Here is a 13,921-nt window from a genome sequence, read left to right on the forward strand (position 1 = left end):
TGCGGTGAGAAGCGGAACCCCTCACCGCGTAAATGTCGTCGCATCAACGCCCGTCGGAATCAACGGGCGTTTTTCCCCAGCGGCGCGAGCCGGTGAAATCAGCTGCGCGGCGCGGTCTGCACGACCTCGGACTTCAGCTGGGCGTCGATGGGCGCGTCCTCGACGTCGGTGGCCGGAACGATCGGCGGCGCGGCGACGCGGTCGATGGTTTCCAGCACGCCGTCCCACGGCAGGCCGCCGCGATTGCGGATGCGGTTGTAGTTGGCGGCCGGGTCATAGGCTTCGATCGCCGGGACCAGATCCGCGCCTTCCAGCCGGCCCATGGCCGCCAGCAGATTGGCCTGGGCCACGTACTCATTGCGCTGGGCGCTGGCCAGGGTGACCTGGGCGTTGCGCAGCTCCAGCTCCTGGTTCAGCACGTCCAGGGTGGTGCGCAGGCCGACCTGGGCCTCCTGACGCACGCCCTCGGCGGCGACGGTCGCGGCGCGAACCGTTTCCTGACCGGCCTGCAGGGTGGCGCGGGCCGAGATCGACTGGGCATAGGCCGAGCTGACCGACTGCAGGGTGTTGCGACGCTCGCCCTCGACCGCGATCTGGGCGGCGTTGGAGCGTTCCAGCGCCTGGGCGACGCGCGACGAGTTCAGCCCGCCCGTGAACAGCGGCACCGACAGGGTGGCGCCGGCGGTCAGGCGGGTGTTGTCGCCGATGTCGCCGAGACGATCGAACTCGCTCGACCCGCCATAGGTGGCGGTGGCGCGCAGCGACGGCAGGTATTCGGCCTTGGCGGCGGCGACATTGGCTTCGGCGGCGTCCAGCGAATAGCCGGCGGCGCGGATGCCCGGATTGTCGATCAGGGCCACGTCCAGGGCGCTGTCGAAATCGGTCGGGACGCCCGGCAGGACCGGCATCGGAGCCAGATCGCCCGGCGACTGACCGACGACGGCGGCATAGGCGGCGCGCGAGACGGACAGCTGGGCGCGGGCGTTGGCCAGATCGGCCTCGGACTGGGCCAGGCGGGCTTCCGACTGGGCCACGTCGGTGCGGGTGATCTCGCCGACCTCGAAGCGGGCGCTGGCTTCGTCCAGCTGGCGACGCAGCACGCCGAGGTTGGCCTCGCGGATGCTCAGGATCTCGGTGTCGCGAATCACGTCGGCATAGGACTGGATCACCAGCGCCAGGACGCTCTGTTCCGTGTCGCGCAGGTTCTCGCGGCCCGCCAGGATCTGGGCGTCGGCGGCGGTGATGGCGTGACCGATGCGGCCGCCGGTCCAGAGGTTCTGGCCGACGCCGATGGTGGCCGAGGCGCTGTCGCTCTCGACAAGGCCGCCCTGCTGGAACGGCGGAGTGCCGGTGACCGGCGAGTCGGTGCGGCTGTAGGAGCCGCTGACCGTCACATCCAGGGTCGGGCGCAGGCCGGCGCGGGCCTGAACGATGCTCTCGTCCAGCGCGCGCTGGTTGGCGCGCTGGGCCAGCAGCGACGGATTGGTGCGGTAGGCCAGCGCCAGGGCTTCCTGCAGCGTCTCGGCCCAGGCGGGCGCACTGATGCCGGTGACCATAGCGATGACGGCGACCGAGGTGAGCGCGCGCGAACGGTTCAACATGATTGTTCCTGCCTGACGCGGGGGAGACGCGCCCTTACATTGCCCAAGGCCTGATGCGTGACGGTTTGCGCCCGCGCCAGTTAAGTTTTTTTCACGCACGAAGACCGGCGCTCCGTCGGGAGAGCCGGCTTACAGCGCGAAGGTGGGCTCCGGCGCCAATTCCGCAAGCACCGGCGGGGCGGCGTCGAACAATTCCTTACGCGATACGCCCTGTTCGCCACGCATGTACAGCACGGCCTTGCCGCCCGGACCGGTGCGCTCGACCACGGCCAGACGCCCGCCGACCGACAGGGCCTTCAGCCAGGCCTCGGGCCGGCCGGGCACGGCGGCTTCGGAGATGATGATGTCATAGCCCTCGCCCGTCGGCGTCGACAGCGGGGCGACCACGGCGGCGACGCCTTCATCGGCGAGGGCGACGCCGACGACCTCGAACACCGCGGCGTCCGATTCCTGGGCCGTGGCGTTCAGGCCCATGCGCGCCAGCACCGCGGCGGCATAGGGGCCGGCGATCGCCAGGGCGCGCTCGCCCGGCTTGGCGCCCAGCGCCATCAGAAGCTTGGACAGGTCGCGGGCCAGCATCAGGCGGCGGCCGCCGGCGATTTCCGGCTCGATCTCGGCATAGGCGGAAAAGGCGCGCTCGGTGGGAACGAAGCGCTCGCGCGGGGTCGCCAGAAGCGCCGCCTGCAGGGCGCGGTCGGTGACATCGTTCACCCGGACCTGGCTGTCGACCATGACCTTGCGTGCTGCGGCGAAATCCATTGGGGGAAGAATCCTGCTGAAAACTTGCGCGCTTATAGGTCTGTGCGTTGCGGCGGACAATCCGATCTGATAGCGAACCCGCCTCGCGATGGTTGGCTTGGTCTCCAAGGCCCCTACGGCCTGATGGCGGAGTGGTTACGCAGCGGACTGCAAATCCGTGTACGCCGGTTCGATTCCGGCTCAGGCCTCCATCGCGAGAATCTCCTCAGCCCGCACCCCGACGCGCCGCCGCTCCGGCGCGATCGTTTGCGTCTGCTTCAGGCGAGGCCTGAAGACAGGGCCGGTCAGCCGACCGGGGCCGTGACCCAGCCGATGGCCCCGGCCGCGCCCACGGCGGCGGCGACCACGGCCACGGCGATGCCGACCCGTGCGTTGCGACTGACGAAAACCAGAATACCGCCGAACATGCTGATCCCTCCCCGGACATCGCCAGAGCGCCACAGGTCCGGCGGTTCAACAAGGTGTAGAAAGCGTTAATCGCAATTTGGTGATCGTTTTACGCCCGGCGCGCGAAATGATGCAGGGCGATGGCCCCCGCGACGGCGACATTCAGGGAATCGAACCCGCCTGACATGCGGATGCCGACCGGTTCGCAGCGCGCGATCAGGTCCGGCTCCAGGCCCGGCCCCTCGGGACCCAGCACGATGGCGACGCGCCCTCCGACCGGGGCCTGGTCCAGCGTCATCGTCGCCGACGGCGTCATGGCCAGAACGCGGAACCCCGCCGCCTTCAGTGTCTCCACCGCCGCGCCCGCCTCCAGACCCGTCGCCATCGGCGTGCGCAGCACCGCCCCGACCGAGACCCGGATGGCCTTGCGGTAGAAAGGATCGCAGCAGCGCGCGTCCAGCAGCACCGCATCGGCGCCGAAGGCCGCGGCGTTGCGGAAGATGCCGCCCATATTGTCGTGGTTGCCGATTCCACAGGCCAGAACCACCAGCGCCGGCTCGCCCGACCCCTTGATCAGCGCCTCCAGCGGCGCGGCCGGCGGCTTTTCGCCCAGCGCCAGGATGCCCCGGTGCAGCGGGAAGCCCGCGATGGCGTCCAGCACCCCCTGCCCCGCCACATAGACGGGCACGTCGTCGCCCAGACCCTCCAGCGCATCCGCCAGCCCCTCGACCCGATTCTCCGCCAGAAGCACCGCGCGCGGGCGGCACAGGGCGTGCGGCGAGGTCAGGACCCGAAGCACCACCTCGCCCTCGGCCACGAACAGCCCCTGACGGCCCGTCAGGTCCCTTTCACGAATGTCGCGGAAGCCCGAGATGCGGGGGTCTTCAGGGCTCTCGACGCGGAAGTTTTTCAAAGTCTGACATTTCCCGTTGCGCACATTCGATTCCCGCTGCTATAGCGCCCGCCTTCCCGAGCGAAACCCCTTCCGCGGTAGCTCAGTGGTAGAGCAGCCGACTGTTAATCGGCTGGTCGTAGGTTCGAATCCTACCCGCGGAGCCATCGCCCTTTCCGGGCCGCCGGCGAAATGATCCGACAATCAGAAATCCACCCCTTCGGGGCCCTGACGCCTGCGCGTCCTCGGCGCCTCTGTGTCGCGGGCAAGAAAAAAGCCCGACGCGAGCGCCGGGCTGAAAAGTTCGGTGATGGTGGGTGTCCTCGAAAAAGAGAAGACAATCCTCCCTGCGACCGAATTGGTTAACTGATCGTAAATCAGCGCCCGGCGCGGCCGTCCGGCAGCCAGGTCCATTGCACGGCGTCCCGGGGACCGGTCCAGCCGACGCGCCAGCCCTCGCCCGCCCGCTTGACCACCAGGGGCGCGCCGGCGGTTCCCGGACCGGGCCAGACGAAGGACTGATCGCCCACGCGCACCGCCGCGCCGGGCGCCAACGCCCCCAGCAGCACGCTCCACTCCCCCTGATCCGCGGACAGGGCCTGCAACTGCTCGCCGGCGGCCTCGATCTCCACCCGCCGTCCCGCCGCGGCGGCGACGCCGGAGGCCAGTCGCGACTCGTCGTCGCTGTCGATGGCGCCCAGGGCCGGGCCGGGATCGAGTCGTCGCGCCGGTCCGCCCGGCCGCAGGATGGCGATGGGGCCCCGCCCGCCGTCGATGATCAGCAGTCGCTCGGGCGAGACGACGGCGTCCTGTCCGACTTGGGTTTCGGGGCGCAGCAGCAGGGCCCCGGCGGGCGCGGCCATGCGAATCTCGAATCGCCCGTCCGGATCGGCGGCCGCCGCATAGGCCACGCGTTCGTCATTGCGCAGCGCCACGCGCGCGCCGGGCTCGGCCCGGCCGGTGAAGATCAGGGTCGCCATCGCGCGCCGCACGGACAGAATTCGGGGCGGCTGGGTCCAGCCCGTGGCGTTTCCGGCGGCGCCGCGTCTCGGCTGATCCGGCGCCGGAGAGCAGCCGCCCACAGCGGCGAGCGCCGTGATAACCGCCGCGACACAGATGGCCCGTTTCATCCCGTCTCTCCCGCCGCTAGGAATACGCCCCCCGGATAGCGCGGCGGGGCCGCCGCTGTCTCCACTTCATCGAGGTTCCATGTCCATCACCATCCAGCCGTTCGACGGCAAGTCCGTCTGTCTGTTCTGCGGCTCCTCCGACCGGTCCGACCCGGCCTACACCGTCGCCGCCCAGCAGTTCGGCGTGATGACGGCGCAGGCGGGCTGGCGGCTGGTCTATGGCGGCGGCGGCGTGGGGCTCATGGGCGCCTCCGCCCGGGCGGCGCACGAGGCCGGCGGCCGGGTGCTGGGCGTCATGCCCGGCTTCCTGCGCAGCCGCGAGCGGCTGTTCGACGAGGTCGAGACCCTGGTCGTCACCTCCATGCACGAGCGCAAGACCATCATGTACGACCAGTCCGACGCCTTCGTCGTCGCGCCGGGCGGGGTGGGCACGCTGGAAGAGGTGATCGAGGTGCTGTCCTGGAAGCGGCTGGACCTGCATAGCAAGCCGGTGATCTTCCTCAATATCAACGGCTTCTGGGACACTCTTCTGGCGGCGATCGAGACCGGCATCGAACAGAAGATGACGCCGGAGACCTTCCGCGACGGCTACGCCGTGGTCGAGACGGTCGAACAGGCGATCGCCCTGATGCAGAGCGCGGACGATCTGCCTCACTTGAAACATGATCAACGGTAAGTAATCGTCGATCAGGTCGCGGTTGCCGCGTTTCGTTTGGCAACCCGCTCTTGACAGTTTCGAATAACAACGCACACTGAGATGGTGGTCGCCGAAGGGCGTCCAACCTCATCGGAGACTTCCAAAATGCGCGCCTTCCTCGTCGCCGCGGCCCTGCTGGTCGCCGCCCCCGCCTTCGCCCAAGCTCCCGTCACCAGCGCCGTCCTGACCGACGCTGCCAAGGCCCCGGCCAGCCGCACCATCATCGACGGCGCCAACTGGCGTTGTGAAGGCGCGACCTGCACCGCCTCGGGCGGCGCCAACCAGCCGGCCACCCGCGCCTGCCGCCGCGTCGTCGCCCGCTTCGGCACGGTCTCGGCCTTCACCTACAAGGGCGTGACCCTGTCGGCGGAAGAACTGACGGCCTGCAACGCCGCCTGATCGGCAAGCGCCTCGCTGAAATGGAAAAGGCCGCCCTGCGAGGGGCGGCCTTTTTTGCTGTCCGGGATCGCGGCGCGGCTTAGGCCGTCTCGCCCTTCAGCCGCTGCACGATCCGCTCGCGGCCGATCATCGGGGCGATCGCCGCCATGTCGGGGCCGTGGGGCTGGCCGGTCAGGATCAGGCGCAGCGGCATGAACAGCCCCTTGCCCTTGGCGCCCGTCGCCTCCTTCACCGCATGGGTCCAGGTCGGCCACAGGGACTCGTCCACCGTCTCCGGCAGCACGGCCAAGGCGGCGGCGGCGAAGTCCGGGTCCTCGACCACGGGCGTAATCGGGCCGCGCACGATGGCGGCCATGGCGCTGACGTCGGCGAACTTCTGCAGGTTCGGACGCACGGCGTTCCAGAAGCCCTCGCCCAGATCGGCGTCGAGGGCCGCCAGACGGGGCTGGGCCACGGCGTAGTCCATGGCGTGCAGGGCCTGGGCGTTGAGACGGTCCAGATCGGCGGTGTCGTAACGCGCCGGCGAACGGCCCATCTTGGAGAAGGCGAAGCTGTCGCCCAGCGCCTGCACCGAGGTTCCGACTTCCAGCGGGTCCGAGGTGCCGATGCGGCCCAGATGGCTGGTGATGGCGATCGGCTCGTAGCCGAGGTCGCGCATCTCGGCGATCGACAGGGAGCCCAGCCGCTTGGACAGGGCCGCGCCGTCGGCGCCGACCAGCAGGGGCATGTGGGCGAACGCGGGCACGGGGCCGCCCAGCGCCTCGAAGATCTCGATCTGGGCGCCGGTGTTGGTCACATGGTCCTCGCCCCGGATGACGTGGGTGATGGCCATGTCGATGTCATCGACAACCGACGGCAGGGTGTAGAGGAACAGGCCGTCCTCGCGGATCAGCACCGGGTCCGACATCGAGGCGGTGTCCACCTCGGCGTGGCCGCGCGCCAGATCCTCCCAAGCGACGCGCTTGCCTTCCAGCTTGAAGCGCCAGTGCGGCTTGCGGCCCTCGGCCTCATAGGCGGCCTTCTCGGCCTCGGTCAGCTCCAGCGCGGCGCGGTCGTAGATCGGCGGCAGGCCGCGCGACAGCTGCACCTTGCGGCGGCGGTCCAGCTCTTCCGAGGTTTCGTAACAGGCGTAGAGGCGGCCATCGGCCTTCAGGCGCGCGGCGGCCTCCTCATAGCGGTCGAACCGCTTGGACTGATTGTGGCGCTCGTCCCACGGCATGCCCAGCCAGGTCAGGTCGTCCTCGATGCCCTGTTCGAACTCGGGCGTGGAGCGGGCCAGGTCGGTGTCGTCGATGCGCAGGACGAAGGAACCGCCCTGCCCTTTGGCGAACATCCAGTTCACCAGGGCGGTGCGGACATTGCCGACGTGCAGCTTACCCGTCGGCGACGGGGCGAAACGAACCTTGACGGTCATGGGAAGAGCAACCTTGAAATCGAGGCGCGTAGGTCGCCCTCCAACCCGGCGAAGTCAAGGCGTGGCTTGGGCACGAGGCTGATCAGGTTGAATTGGCAGGCGTCATGAACGCCCCCGTGCGCCCCTGCTTTACAAGGGCGACGGCTGCCTGCGGACGGATATTCAGGCGGCATTTCCCGCCTGAATGCTCAGTCGTCGCGGTGAACCCGCTCGCGGCGCTCGTGGCGTTCCTGGGCTTCGACCGACAGGGTCGCCGTCGGGCGGGCCTCAAGGCGGCCGAGACTGATGGGCTCTCCGGTTTCCTCGCAGTAGCCGTACGACCCGTCCTCGATCCGGCGCAGGGCCTCGTCGATCTTGGAGATCAGCTTGCGCTGACGATCCCGGGTGCGCAGCTCCAGCGCGCGGTCGGATTCGGAAGACGCCCGGTCAACGATGTCCGGGTGGTTTTCCGTCTCGGCCTTCAGATTGGTCACGGTGCCCTTGGACTCGCGAAGGATGTCATCCTTCCAGTCCATGAGCTTGCCCTTGAAATAGGCCAGCTGCCGCTCATTCATGAACGGCTCATCGTCGGACGGCTTGTACGCAGCCGGCTCGATCACTGACGCCAATGCGTTCATCGCACTCACGCTCTAAACAGCGCCCCCCTGTGGCGCAGTGCTGCGTATAGGCATGACGAAGAGTCGCGGCAACAAGCCTCTCGCGAGCGTGAGCCGAAAGATTAATCCGCAGCGCGTACCGTGACATTTCTTCATCACACCGCGCGACCTTCGCGAGATTTTCGGGATGATTTCGCCGGATTATGCGGCGTTGCGGCGAAGATTAGCCTTGGCGAGCTCAACCGCAGCGCGAAGGTCGATCTGATCCAGCAGGCTGGTGAGGGCCGGATCGGCGTCCTCGGGCCGCTCTTCCTTCAGGGTTCGCCCCAGCCGCTCCAGCGCGCCCTCCCCGGCCTCGCCGCTCAGCAGCGCCAGCTTCAGTTCGTCCAGACGGTCCAGCAGACCGCTGCCGCGACGCACGGCGCGACGACGACGCTCGGTCGCTGTCTCCACCCCCTGCAAGGCCATCAGGGCGTTCATGCCCGCCACGCCCGACATGGCGGAGGCCGCCGCCGGGGCGCTGCTCGGCGCGGCGGCCCCCGCGCCGGGCACGGAGAAGCCGCCCGCCGCCTGCGCGGGACGCGAACCCGAAGAAGCCGTGGGGCCGGTGGCGCCTGTGACCTTCATGCGGTGAGACTCCAGATCATGCCCGACCATCGGCCGCGGGGGTCACTGTTTGGTTAACGGCCCGGCAGATTCTGCCTCCGGCGCCGGGCAGGGAGGCATGGGTCGCACTGAAATCACTGACCTTTTCTCGTGGCACGGCTTTGGCATCACGAGCTGCACAACTGTTCGCGGACCGCCGACCGATGCAGAAACTGCTCGCCTCCCTCCTGACCGCCGCCGCCCTGGCCGGATTCGCCGCGCCGGCGATGGCCCAGTCGCGGATCAAGGACATCGCCGCCATCGAGGGCGTCCGCTCCAACCAGCTGGTCGGCTACGGACTGGTCATGGGTCTGGCGGGCACCGGCGACTCCCTGCGCAACTGCCCCTTCACCCGCCAGTCGCTGGAAGGCATGAGCGAGCGGCTGGGCAACAACATCCGGGGCTCGACCGCCAACACCAAGAACATGGCCGCCGTCATGGTGACGGCCGAACTGCCCGCCTTCGCCACCCCCGGCGCCCGCATCGACGTCAACGTCTCCTCCATGTGCGACGCCAAGAGCCTGCTGGGCGGCGCGCTGATCGTCACCAGCCTTCAGGGCGCGGACGGTCAGGTCTATGCCGTGGCCCAGGGCTCCATCCAGACCGGCTCGGTCTCGGCCTCGGGCGCGTCCGGCTCGTCGGTGACGCGCGGCGTGCCGACCGCCGGCCGGATCGCCTCGGGGGCCACGGTCGAGCGCGAGACCGGCTTCGAACTGGCGAACATGAACGAAGTGCGGCTGACGCTGCGCAACCCGGACTTCACCACGGCCCAGCGCGTGGCCGCGGTCATCAACCAGACCTATCCCAACACGGCGCTGGCCGAGAACGGCACCGTCATCGCCCTGCGCGCCCCCGGCAGCCTCGGCATGGCCGGCTTCATCAGCCGGGTCGAGAACCTGCCGGTCGAGGTCGACGCCCCGGCCAAGGTCATCATCGACGAGGTCAACGGCGTCATCGTCATGGGCGAGGCCGTCCGCGTCTCCACCGTCGCCATCGCCCAAGGCAATCTGACCGTCTCGGTGCAGGAAAACCCGCAGGTCAGCCAGCCCGAGCCCTTCAGCCGGGGCGGCCAGACCGTCGTCGTCCCCCAGTCCACCGTCACGGTCGAGGAGGAGCGCGGCGTCCAGATGCGCATGCTGGGCGGCGGCGCGTCCCTGTCCAGCCTGGTCAACGGCCTGAACGCCCTCGGCGTCAGCCCCCGCGACATGATCTCGATCCTGCAGGCCATCAAGGCCGCGGGCGCCCTTCAAGCCGACATCGAGGTGATGTGAGCATGACCGACCTGTCCATCACCGCCGCCCTGCCCGGCCTGCCCGGCGCGCCCCAGGTCAGCGCCCGGATGCGCGAGACCGCCGAACAGTTCGAGGCCTCCTTCCTGTCGCAGATGCTCAAGCCGATGTTCGAAGGGCTGAAGACCGACGGGATCGGCGGCGGCGGCGAGGCCGAGGGTCAGTGGCGCAGCTTCATGATCGACGCCATGGCGAAACAGACGGTCGCCGCCGGCGGCATCGGCCTGGCCGACCAGGTCGTCGCCCAGATGCTGAAGATGCAGGAACAGGGACAAGCCCAATGACCGACGCCGCCGTCCTCAACGCCACCGCCCGCGTGCGCCAGATGACCGACCTGACCGAGCGTCTGACCGCCTGTTTGATCGAGGAGTCGAAGGCCTTTGAGGCCCGCCGTCCGCAGGACGCCGCCGCCACCGTCGCCCAGACCCAGGAACTGGCCAACGCCTATCGCCGCGAGTCGGCCCAGCTGAAGGCCAATCCGGCGGCCATCAGCCCCGCGCCGGCCGCGCATCGCTCGGCCCTGATCCGCGCCACCCAGATCTTCGAGACGGTGCTGTCGCGCCACGCCCGCGCGGTCGAGGCGGCGCGCGTCATCTCCGAAGGCCTGGTCAAGACCATCGCGGCCGAAGTGACCGCCCAGCGCGGTTCGCCCTCGGCCTATGGCGCGTCGGGTCGGGCCAACGCCGGCGACGGTCGCGCCGTGGCGCTGAACCGCACCGCCTGATTGATCGCCGTTAAGGCTTTTCGTATGCGCGAAATTCATCCGGAGAGCGCAGGTTTTCGGGCATGAAAACCAAGTCCCGGCTCCTCGGTCTCGCGTTTGCCTCGGCGGATCTCCTGATCGAGCTGGATGGCGACCGGAACATCGCCTTCTTCCTGGGGGCCACGCCCACGCCGGGCATGGACCTGTCCGGCCGGCCCCTCGCCTCCCTTCTCGGACACGCCAGCCGCGCGATCGTCGAGGGGCTTCTGCGCGATGTGAAGCCCGGCTTGCGGACCGCGCCGGTCGATATCCTGATGGCCTGTGGCGACGGCAAGGTGCGCCGCGCCCGGCTCTCCGCCTTCGCCCTGCCCGATCTGGCTCCCGCCGTGTCCTGCGCCCTGACCTGGGAAGGCCCGGCCTTCGCGCTGGAGATTCCGCAGTCGGCGCCGCTGCTGGATGCGCGCGGCCTGATCGGCCGGGTGCGCGACACCCTGACGGGCCAGCCGGACACCGGCGACCTGGCCTTCGCCTTCGTGGACGTTCCGGGCCTCGCCGCCACGGATGACGAACGGTTTCTGCGGGCGGCCTCGCGGATCGAAGCGGTGCTTCAGGCGGTGTCCGCGGACGGCGAAAGCGCGGCCCGCCTGTCGCCCGAGCGGTTCGCCGTCCTGCGCAACATCGCGGACACGCGGGATCTGGCCTCCGAGGTCAATGAGGCCGGCCAGGCCGAGGGCCTGTCGCTGACGGCCGCGGCGACCCAGGTCTCCCTGTCGCGGTCGACGCCGCCCGACATGGTGATGAAGGCGCTCCGCTTCGCCCTGGACGGCTGTATCCGCGACGGCGCGGCGGTGCGTCCCGACGTTCTGTTCTCCGACGCCCTGCGCAAGACCATGCAGGAGGCCGAAGAGTTCCGCGCCCTGGTGCGGTCGCGTCAGTTCGAGCTGCAGTACCAGCCCATCGTGGATCTGGGCACCGGCGCTGCGCACCATTTCGAGGCCCTGGCCCGGCTGGTCGGCTCCACCGGCCCCGCCGCCACCATCCGCATGGCCGAGGAACTGGGCCTGATCGAAGGGTTCGACCTCGCGGTCGCGGAGAAGGTGCTCAAGCAGTTGCGCCAGCCGGGCTTCGGTCTGGTCAAGACGGCGGTCAACGTCTCCGGCGCCTCGCTGTGCAACGACATGTATGTCGCCACCATCCTGAAGCTGACCGATGCCGATCGCGACATGCGCAGGCGGCTGATGATCGAGGTGACCGAGACGGCCGCCATTCCCGATCTGGGGGCCGCCAACCGCCGCATCGGCGCCCTGCGCTCGGCCGGGATCAAGGTCTGCCTGGACGACTTCGGCATGGGCCTGGCGACCTGGGACTACATCCGCAGCCTGCGCGCCGACTTCGTCAAGATCGACGGCGGCTTCATCCGGGATGTCGAGACCAACGATCGCTCGCGCACCCTGATCCGCCATCTGGTCGACCTGTGCGCCGAACTGGACATGCAGACCGTCGCCGAGATGGTCGAAACCGAGGGCCAGGCCGCCGTGATCCGCGAGTTGCAGGTCGGCTATGCCCAGGGCTGGCTGTACGGCAAGCCGACGGCCGAACCGGTCGTCCCGCGCAGCGCCGCCGCCACATCGCGGCGTCTTGGGGAAGTCGTCGGCTGGGGCTAGAGCGCCACTGTCCGGTCGACGCCCACTGCGTCGAGGAAGTCCGGATCGTGGCTGACCACCACCAGCGCCCCGTCATAGCCGCGCAGGGCCGCCTCCACCGCCGCGATGGACTTGAGGTCCAGATGATTGGTCGGCTCGTCCAGGATCAACAGTTGCGCGGGCCGCGCGCCGCCGATGACGCAGGCCAGCGCCGCCCTCAGCCGCTCGCCGCCTGACAGGGCGCCGACGCGCTTCTGCGCCGCCACATTTCGGAACAGGAACCGGGCCAGCGCCGCCTGCGCCGCGTTCGGGGTCGTCTCGGGATTGAGGCGCCGCCAGGCTTCCACCAGCGTCTCTTCCGGTCGCAGGATCGCGGCCTCCTGATCCAGCAGGGCCGCGGCGACGGGGCGCTCGACCCGACCCGACGTCGGCGCCAGCGTCCCGGCGATCAACTTCAGCAGCGTCGACTTGCCCGCCCCGTTCGCCCCGGTGATCGCCACCCGCTCCGGTCCGGTCAGGGTCAGGGACACCGGCCCCACGATCCGCCGTCCATCGGGCGCGTCCCACGCCACCCCGTCCATCGCCAGCACGGTCCGGCCCGCCGCCAGCCCGGTCGGCGGCATCGGAATGTCCAGGGCGCGCACCCGATCCACCTTCTCCCGCGCCGCCGACAGCGCGGCCTCCGCCGCCTCGGCGCGACGCTCGGCCAGCCGGTTGTCGCGCGCGCCCGAGTTTTCCGCCCGCTCGGCCATGGCGCCCAGCAGGATGGCGGGCTCGGACTTCTTCATCGCAAAGGCCCGCCCGGCGCGATCGCGGCGCGCCTTCTTCTCGACCGCCTTCTGGCCCTCACGCGCGATCCGCCCGGCCTCCCGTCCCGCGACCTCGAGATCCCGTTCGGCCGCGGCCCGTTCCGACGCCTTGCGCGCGGCATACAGGTCGTACCCGCCGCCATAGACTGCGGCGCCGAGGCTCGACAGCTCCACAATGCGGTCCATGCGGCGCAACAGGGCCCGGTCGTGACTGACGACCAGAATCCCGCCGGGCCAGCGGCCCAGCAGGTCGGCGATCCGGTCCCGCCCCTCACGGTCCAGGTGGTTGGTCGGCTCGTCCAGCAGCAACAGGTCCGGCGGGTCCAGTAGCAGGGCCGCAAGCCGCAATCGGGTCTGTTCCCCGCCACTCAGAGAAGCCGTCGGGCGTGACAGGTCCAGCCCGCTCAAGCCGACCTCATCCAGCGCGCCTTCGATCTGCGCTTCCAGCGTCCAGTCGGCGAGCGCCAGATCATCGACGGAGCCCTCCCCCGCCAGCACGCGCCGAAGCAGGGACAGCGGCCCGGCCACGCCCAGGGTGTCGGTCACGGTCTCGGCGGCCGCGGGCTCGGCGCGCTGCTCCAGCCAGGCCACAGCCCCGGCGCGACGGATCACGCCCTCGACGGGTTCGGCCAGTCCGGCGATCAGGCGCAGCAGCGTGGTCTTGCCTGACCCGTTGCGGCCGACAAGTCCGGTGCGCTCCCGCCCGAAAGGGAGGCTCAGCTCAGAGAAGAGGGTATGGCCGTCAGGCGTGCGGGCCGCGACGCGATCGAGCGTCACGAGTGCGGATACGGACGGGTTTCGGCTTGGGAGTGAGGGCATAGGCGAGCACGGTCAGCAAGGTGGCGGAAAGGGCGAAACCGATTTCCAGCGTGCTGATCATGATCGTCGTGCCTCCAGTGAACTCACTCGATGAATGAAGGATGGGTGCGGATCGTTCCCCGCGCAAGCCCTTTAGCG

The 13,921-nt window shown here is 69.6% G+C and carries 16 protein-coding genes and 2 tRNA genes; 8 read left to right on the forward strand and 10 right to left on the reverse strand.

Annotation, left to right across the window (positions count from 1 at the left end):
• Positions 1–98 precede the first annotated feature (98 nt).
• Both ACW174_RS14585 and ACW174_RS14590 read right to left on the reverse strand, forming a co-directional pair.
• Positions 99–1,601: a TolC family outer membrane protein gene (locus ACW174_RS14585; protein WP_492015153.1), complete on the reverse strand. Its 1,503-nt coding sequence runs from the start codon at positions 1,599–1,601 to the stop codon at positions 99–101.
• A gap of 129 nt (positions 1,602–1,730) precedes the next feature.
• Positions 1,731–2,360, reverse strand: coding sequence for a protein-L-isoaspartate O-methyltransferase family protein (locus ACW174_RS14590; protein WP_492015154.1), 630 nt, complete (start codon positions 2,358–2,360; stop codon positions 1,731–1,733).
• A gap of 117 nt (positions 2,361–2,477) precedes the next feature.
• On the opposite strand from ACW174_RS14590, the gene ACW174_RS14595 reads away from it, so the two are divergent.
• Positions 2,478–2,551: transfer RNA gene (locus ACW174_RS14595), tRNA-Cys, on the forward strand.
• 93 nt (positions 2,552–2,644) lie between these two features.
• On the opposite strand, the gene ACW174_RS14600 is transcribed toward ACW174_RS14595, so the two are convergent.
• Both ACW174_RS14600 and ACW174_RS14605 read right to left on the reverse strand, forming a co-directional pair.
• On the reverse strand, positions 2,645–2,767 hold the full coding sequence (locus ACW174_RS14600) for a hypothetical protein (protein WP_492015155.1): 123 nt from the start codon (positions 2,765–2,767) through the stop codon (positions 2,645–2,647).
• Positions 2,768–2,856: 89 nt separating this feature from the next.
• Positions 2,857–3,660, reverse strand: a complete 804-nt coding sequence (locus ACW174_RS14605; RefSeq protein WP_492015156.1) for a TrmH family RNA methyltransferase — start codon at positions 3,658–3,660, stop codon at positions 2,857–2,859.
• Positions 3,661–3,731: 71 nt separating this feature from the next.
• Here ACW174_RS14605 and ACW174_RS14610 point away from each other — a divergent pair.
• A tRNA-Asn gene (locus ACW174_RS14610) sits at positions 3,732–3,806 on the forward strand.
• Between the two features lie 210 nt (positions 3,807–4,016).
• Here ACW174_RS14610 and ACW174_RS14615 read toward each other — a convergent pair.
• Positions 4,017–4,769 carry a hypothetical protein gene (locus ACW174_RS14615; protein WP_492015157.1) on the reverse strand — a complete coding sequence of 251 codons (753 nt, stop codon included), beginning with the start codon at positions 4,767–4,769 and terminating at the stop codon, positions 4,017–4,019.
• 79 nt (positions 4,770–4,848) lie between these two features.
• On the opposite strand from ACW174_RS14615, the gene ACW174_RS14620 reads away from it, so the two are divergent.
• Together ACW174_RS14620 and ACW174_RS14625 are read left to right on the forward strand one after the other, a co-directional pair.
• Complete coding sequence (locus ACW174_RS14620) at positions 4,849–5,445, forward strand: LOG family protein (RefSeq protein WP_492015158.1); 597 nt, start codon at positions 4,849–4,851, stop codon at positions 5,443–5,445.
• A 126-nt stretch (positions 5,446–5,571) separates the two neighbouring features.
• Complete coding sequence (locus tag ACW174_RS14625) at positions 5,572–5,865, forward strand: DUF8200 family protein (RefSeq protein ID WP_492015159.1); 294 nt, start codon at positions 5,572–5,574, stop codon at positions 5,863–5,865.
• Positions 5,866–5,944: 79 nt separating this feature from the next.
• On the opposite strand, the gene gltX is transcribed toward ACW174_RS14625, so the two are convergent.
• The 3 genes from gltX to ACW174_RS14640 all read right to left on the reverse strand — a co-directional run bounded on the left by gltX (position 5,945) and on the right by ACW174_RS14640 (position 8,502).
• The gene (gene gltX / locus ACW174_RS14630) at positions 5,945–7,279 is read right to left on the reverse strand and encodes a glutamate--tRNA ligase (RefSeq protein ID WP_492015160.1); all 1,335 of its coding nucleotides are present in this window, start codon (positions 7,277–7,279) and stop codon (positions 5,945–5,947) included.
• Between the two features lie 188 nt (positions 7,280–7,467).
• Positions 7,468–7,896 carry an RNA polymerase-binding protein DksA gene (gene dksA, locus ACW174_RS14635; protein WP_492015161.1) on the reverse strand — a complete coding sequence of 143 codons (429 nt, stop codon included), beginning with the start codon at positions 7,894–7,896 and terminating at the stop codon, positions 7,468–7,470.
• 180 nt (positions 7,897–8,076) lie between these two features.
• On the reverse strand, positions 8,077–8,502 hold the full coding sequence (locus ACW174_RS14640) for a flagellar assembly protein FliX (protein ID WP_492015162.1): 426 nt from the start codon (positions 8,500–8,502) through the stop codon (positions 8,077–8,079).
• 182 nt (positions 8,503–8,684) lie between these two features.
• On the opposite strand from ACW174_RS14640, the gene ACW174_RS14645 reads away from it, so the two are divergent.
• The 4 genes from ACW174_RS14645 (at position 8,685) to ACW174_RS14660 (ending at position 12,176) form a co-directional block, all read left to right on the forward strand.
• Positions 8,685–9,791, forward strand: coding sequence for a flagellar basal body P-ring protein FlgI (locus tag ACW174_RS14645; protein WP_492015163.1), 1,107 nt, complete (start codon positions 8,685–8,687; stop codon positions 9,789–9,791).
• A gap of 2 nt (positions 9,792–9,793) precedes the next feature.
• Positions 9,794–10,093 carry a rod-binding protein gene (locus ACW174_RS14650; protein ID WP_492015164.1) on the forward strand — a complete coding sequence of 100 codons (300 nt, stop codon included), beginning with the start codon at positions 9,794–9,796 and terminating at the stop codon, positions 10,091–10,093.
• On the forward strand, positions 10,090–10,533 hold the full coding sequence (locus ACW174_RS14655) for a flagellar basal-body protein FlbY (protein ID WP_492015165.1): 444 nt from the start codon (positions 10,090–10,092) through the stop codon (positions 10,531–10,533). Before ACW174_RS14650 ends, ACW174_RS14655 begins: the two co-directional genes overlap by 4 nt.
• Positions 10,534–10,595: 62 nt before the next feature.
• The gene (locus ACW174_RS14660; protein WP_492015166.1) at positions 10,596–12,176 is read left to right on the forward strand and encodes an EAL domain-containing protein; all 1,581 of its coding nucleotides are present in this window, start codon (positions 10,596–10,598) and stop codon (positions 12,174–12,176) included.
• Here ACW174_RS14660 and ACW174_RS14665 read toward each other — a convergent pair.
• Positions 12,173–13,741 carry an ABC-F family ATP-binding cassette domain-containing protein gene (locus ACW174_RS14665; RefSeq protein ID WP_492015167.1) on the reverse strand — a complete coding sequence of 523 codons (1,569 nt, stop codon included), beginning with the start codon at positions 13,739–13,741 and terminating at the stop codon, positions 12,173–12,175. The genes ACW174_RS14660 and ACW174_RS14665 overlap by 4 nt on opposite strands.
• On the reverse strand, positions 13,707–13,844 hold the full coding sequence (locus tag ACW174_RS14670) for a hypothetical protein (RefSeq protein ID WP_492015168.1): 138 nt from the start codon (positions 13,842–13,844) through the stop codon (positions 13,707–13,709). Before ACW174_RS14670 ends, ACW174_RS14665 begins: the two co-directional genes overlap by 35 nt.
• Between the last annotated feature and the right edge of the window lie 77 nt (positions 13,845–13,921).

The sequence above is a fragment of the Brevundimonas sp. AVps31 genome (assembly GCF_058681355.1).

What these genes read in the sequence shown, in the direction of transcription:
- ACW174_RS14585 (WP_492015153.1), bottom strand. Translation starts at nt 1,601, where the DNA reads ATGTTGAACCGTTCGCGCGCGCTCACCTCGGTCGCCGTCATCGCTATG.
- ACW174_RS14590 (WP_492015154.1), bottom strand. Translation starts at nt 2,360, where the DNA reads ATGGATTTCGCCGCAGCACGCAAGGTCATGGTCGACAGCCAGGTCCGG.
- ACW174_RS14600 (WP_492015155.1), bottom strand. Translation starts at nt 2,767, where the DNA reads ATGTTCGGCGGTATTCTGGTTTTCGTCAGTCGCAACGCACGGGTCGGC.
- ACW174_RS14615 (WP_492015157.1), bottom strand. Translation starts at nt 4,769, where the DNA reads ATGAAACGGGCCATCTGTGTCGCGGCGGTTATCACGGCGCTCGCCGCT.
- ACW174_RS14620 (WP_492015158.1), top strand. Translation starts at nt 4,849, where the DNA reads ATGTCCATCACCATCCAGCCGTTCGACGGCAAGTCCGTCTGTCTGTTC.
- ACW174_RS14625 (WP_492015159.1), top strand. Translation starts at nt 5,572, where the DNA reads ATGCGCGCCTTCCTCGTCGCCGCGGCCCTGCTGGTCGCCGCCCCCGCC.
- gltX (WP_492015160.1), bottom strand. Translation starts at nt 7,279, where the DNA reads ATGACCGTCAAGGTTCGTTTCGCCCCGTCGCCGACGGGTAAGCTGCAC.
- dksA (WP_492015161.1), bottom strand. Translation starts at nt 7,896, where the DNA reads ATGAACGCATTGGCGTCAGTGATCGAGCCGGCTGCGTACAAGCCGTCC.
- ACW174_RS14640 (WP_492015162.1), bottom strand. Translation starts at nt 8,502, where the DNA reads ATGAAGGTCACAGGCGCCACCGGCCCCACGGCTTCTTCGGGTTCGCGT.
- ACW174_RS14645 (WP_492015163.1), top strand. Translation starts at nt 8,685, where the DNA reads ATGCAGAAACTGCTCGCCTCCCTCCTGACCGCCGCCGCCCTGGCCGGA.
- ACW174_RS14650 (WP_492015164.1), top strand. Translation starts at nt 9,794, where the DNA reads ATGACCGACCTGTCCATCACCGCCGCCCTGCCCGGCCTGCCCGGCGCG.
- ACW174_RS14655 (WP_492015165.1), top strand. Translation starts at nt 10,090, where the DNA reads ATGACCGACGCCGCCGTCCTCAACGCCACCGCCCGCGTGCGCCAGATG.
- ACW174_RS14660 (WP_492015166.1), top strand. Translation starts at nt 10,596, where the DNA reads ATGAAAACCAAGTCCCGGCTCCTCGGTCTCGCGTTTGCCTCGGCGGAT.
- ACW174_RS14670 (WP_492015168.1), bottom strand. Translation starts at nt 13,844, where the DNA reads ATGATCAGCACGCTGGAAATCGGTTTCGCCCTTTCCGCCACCTTGCTG.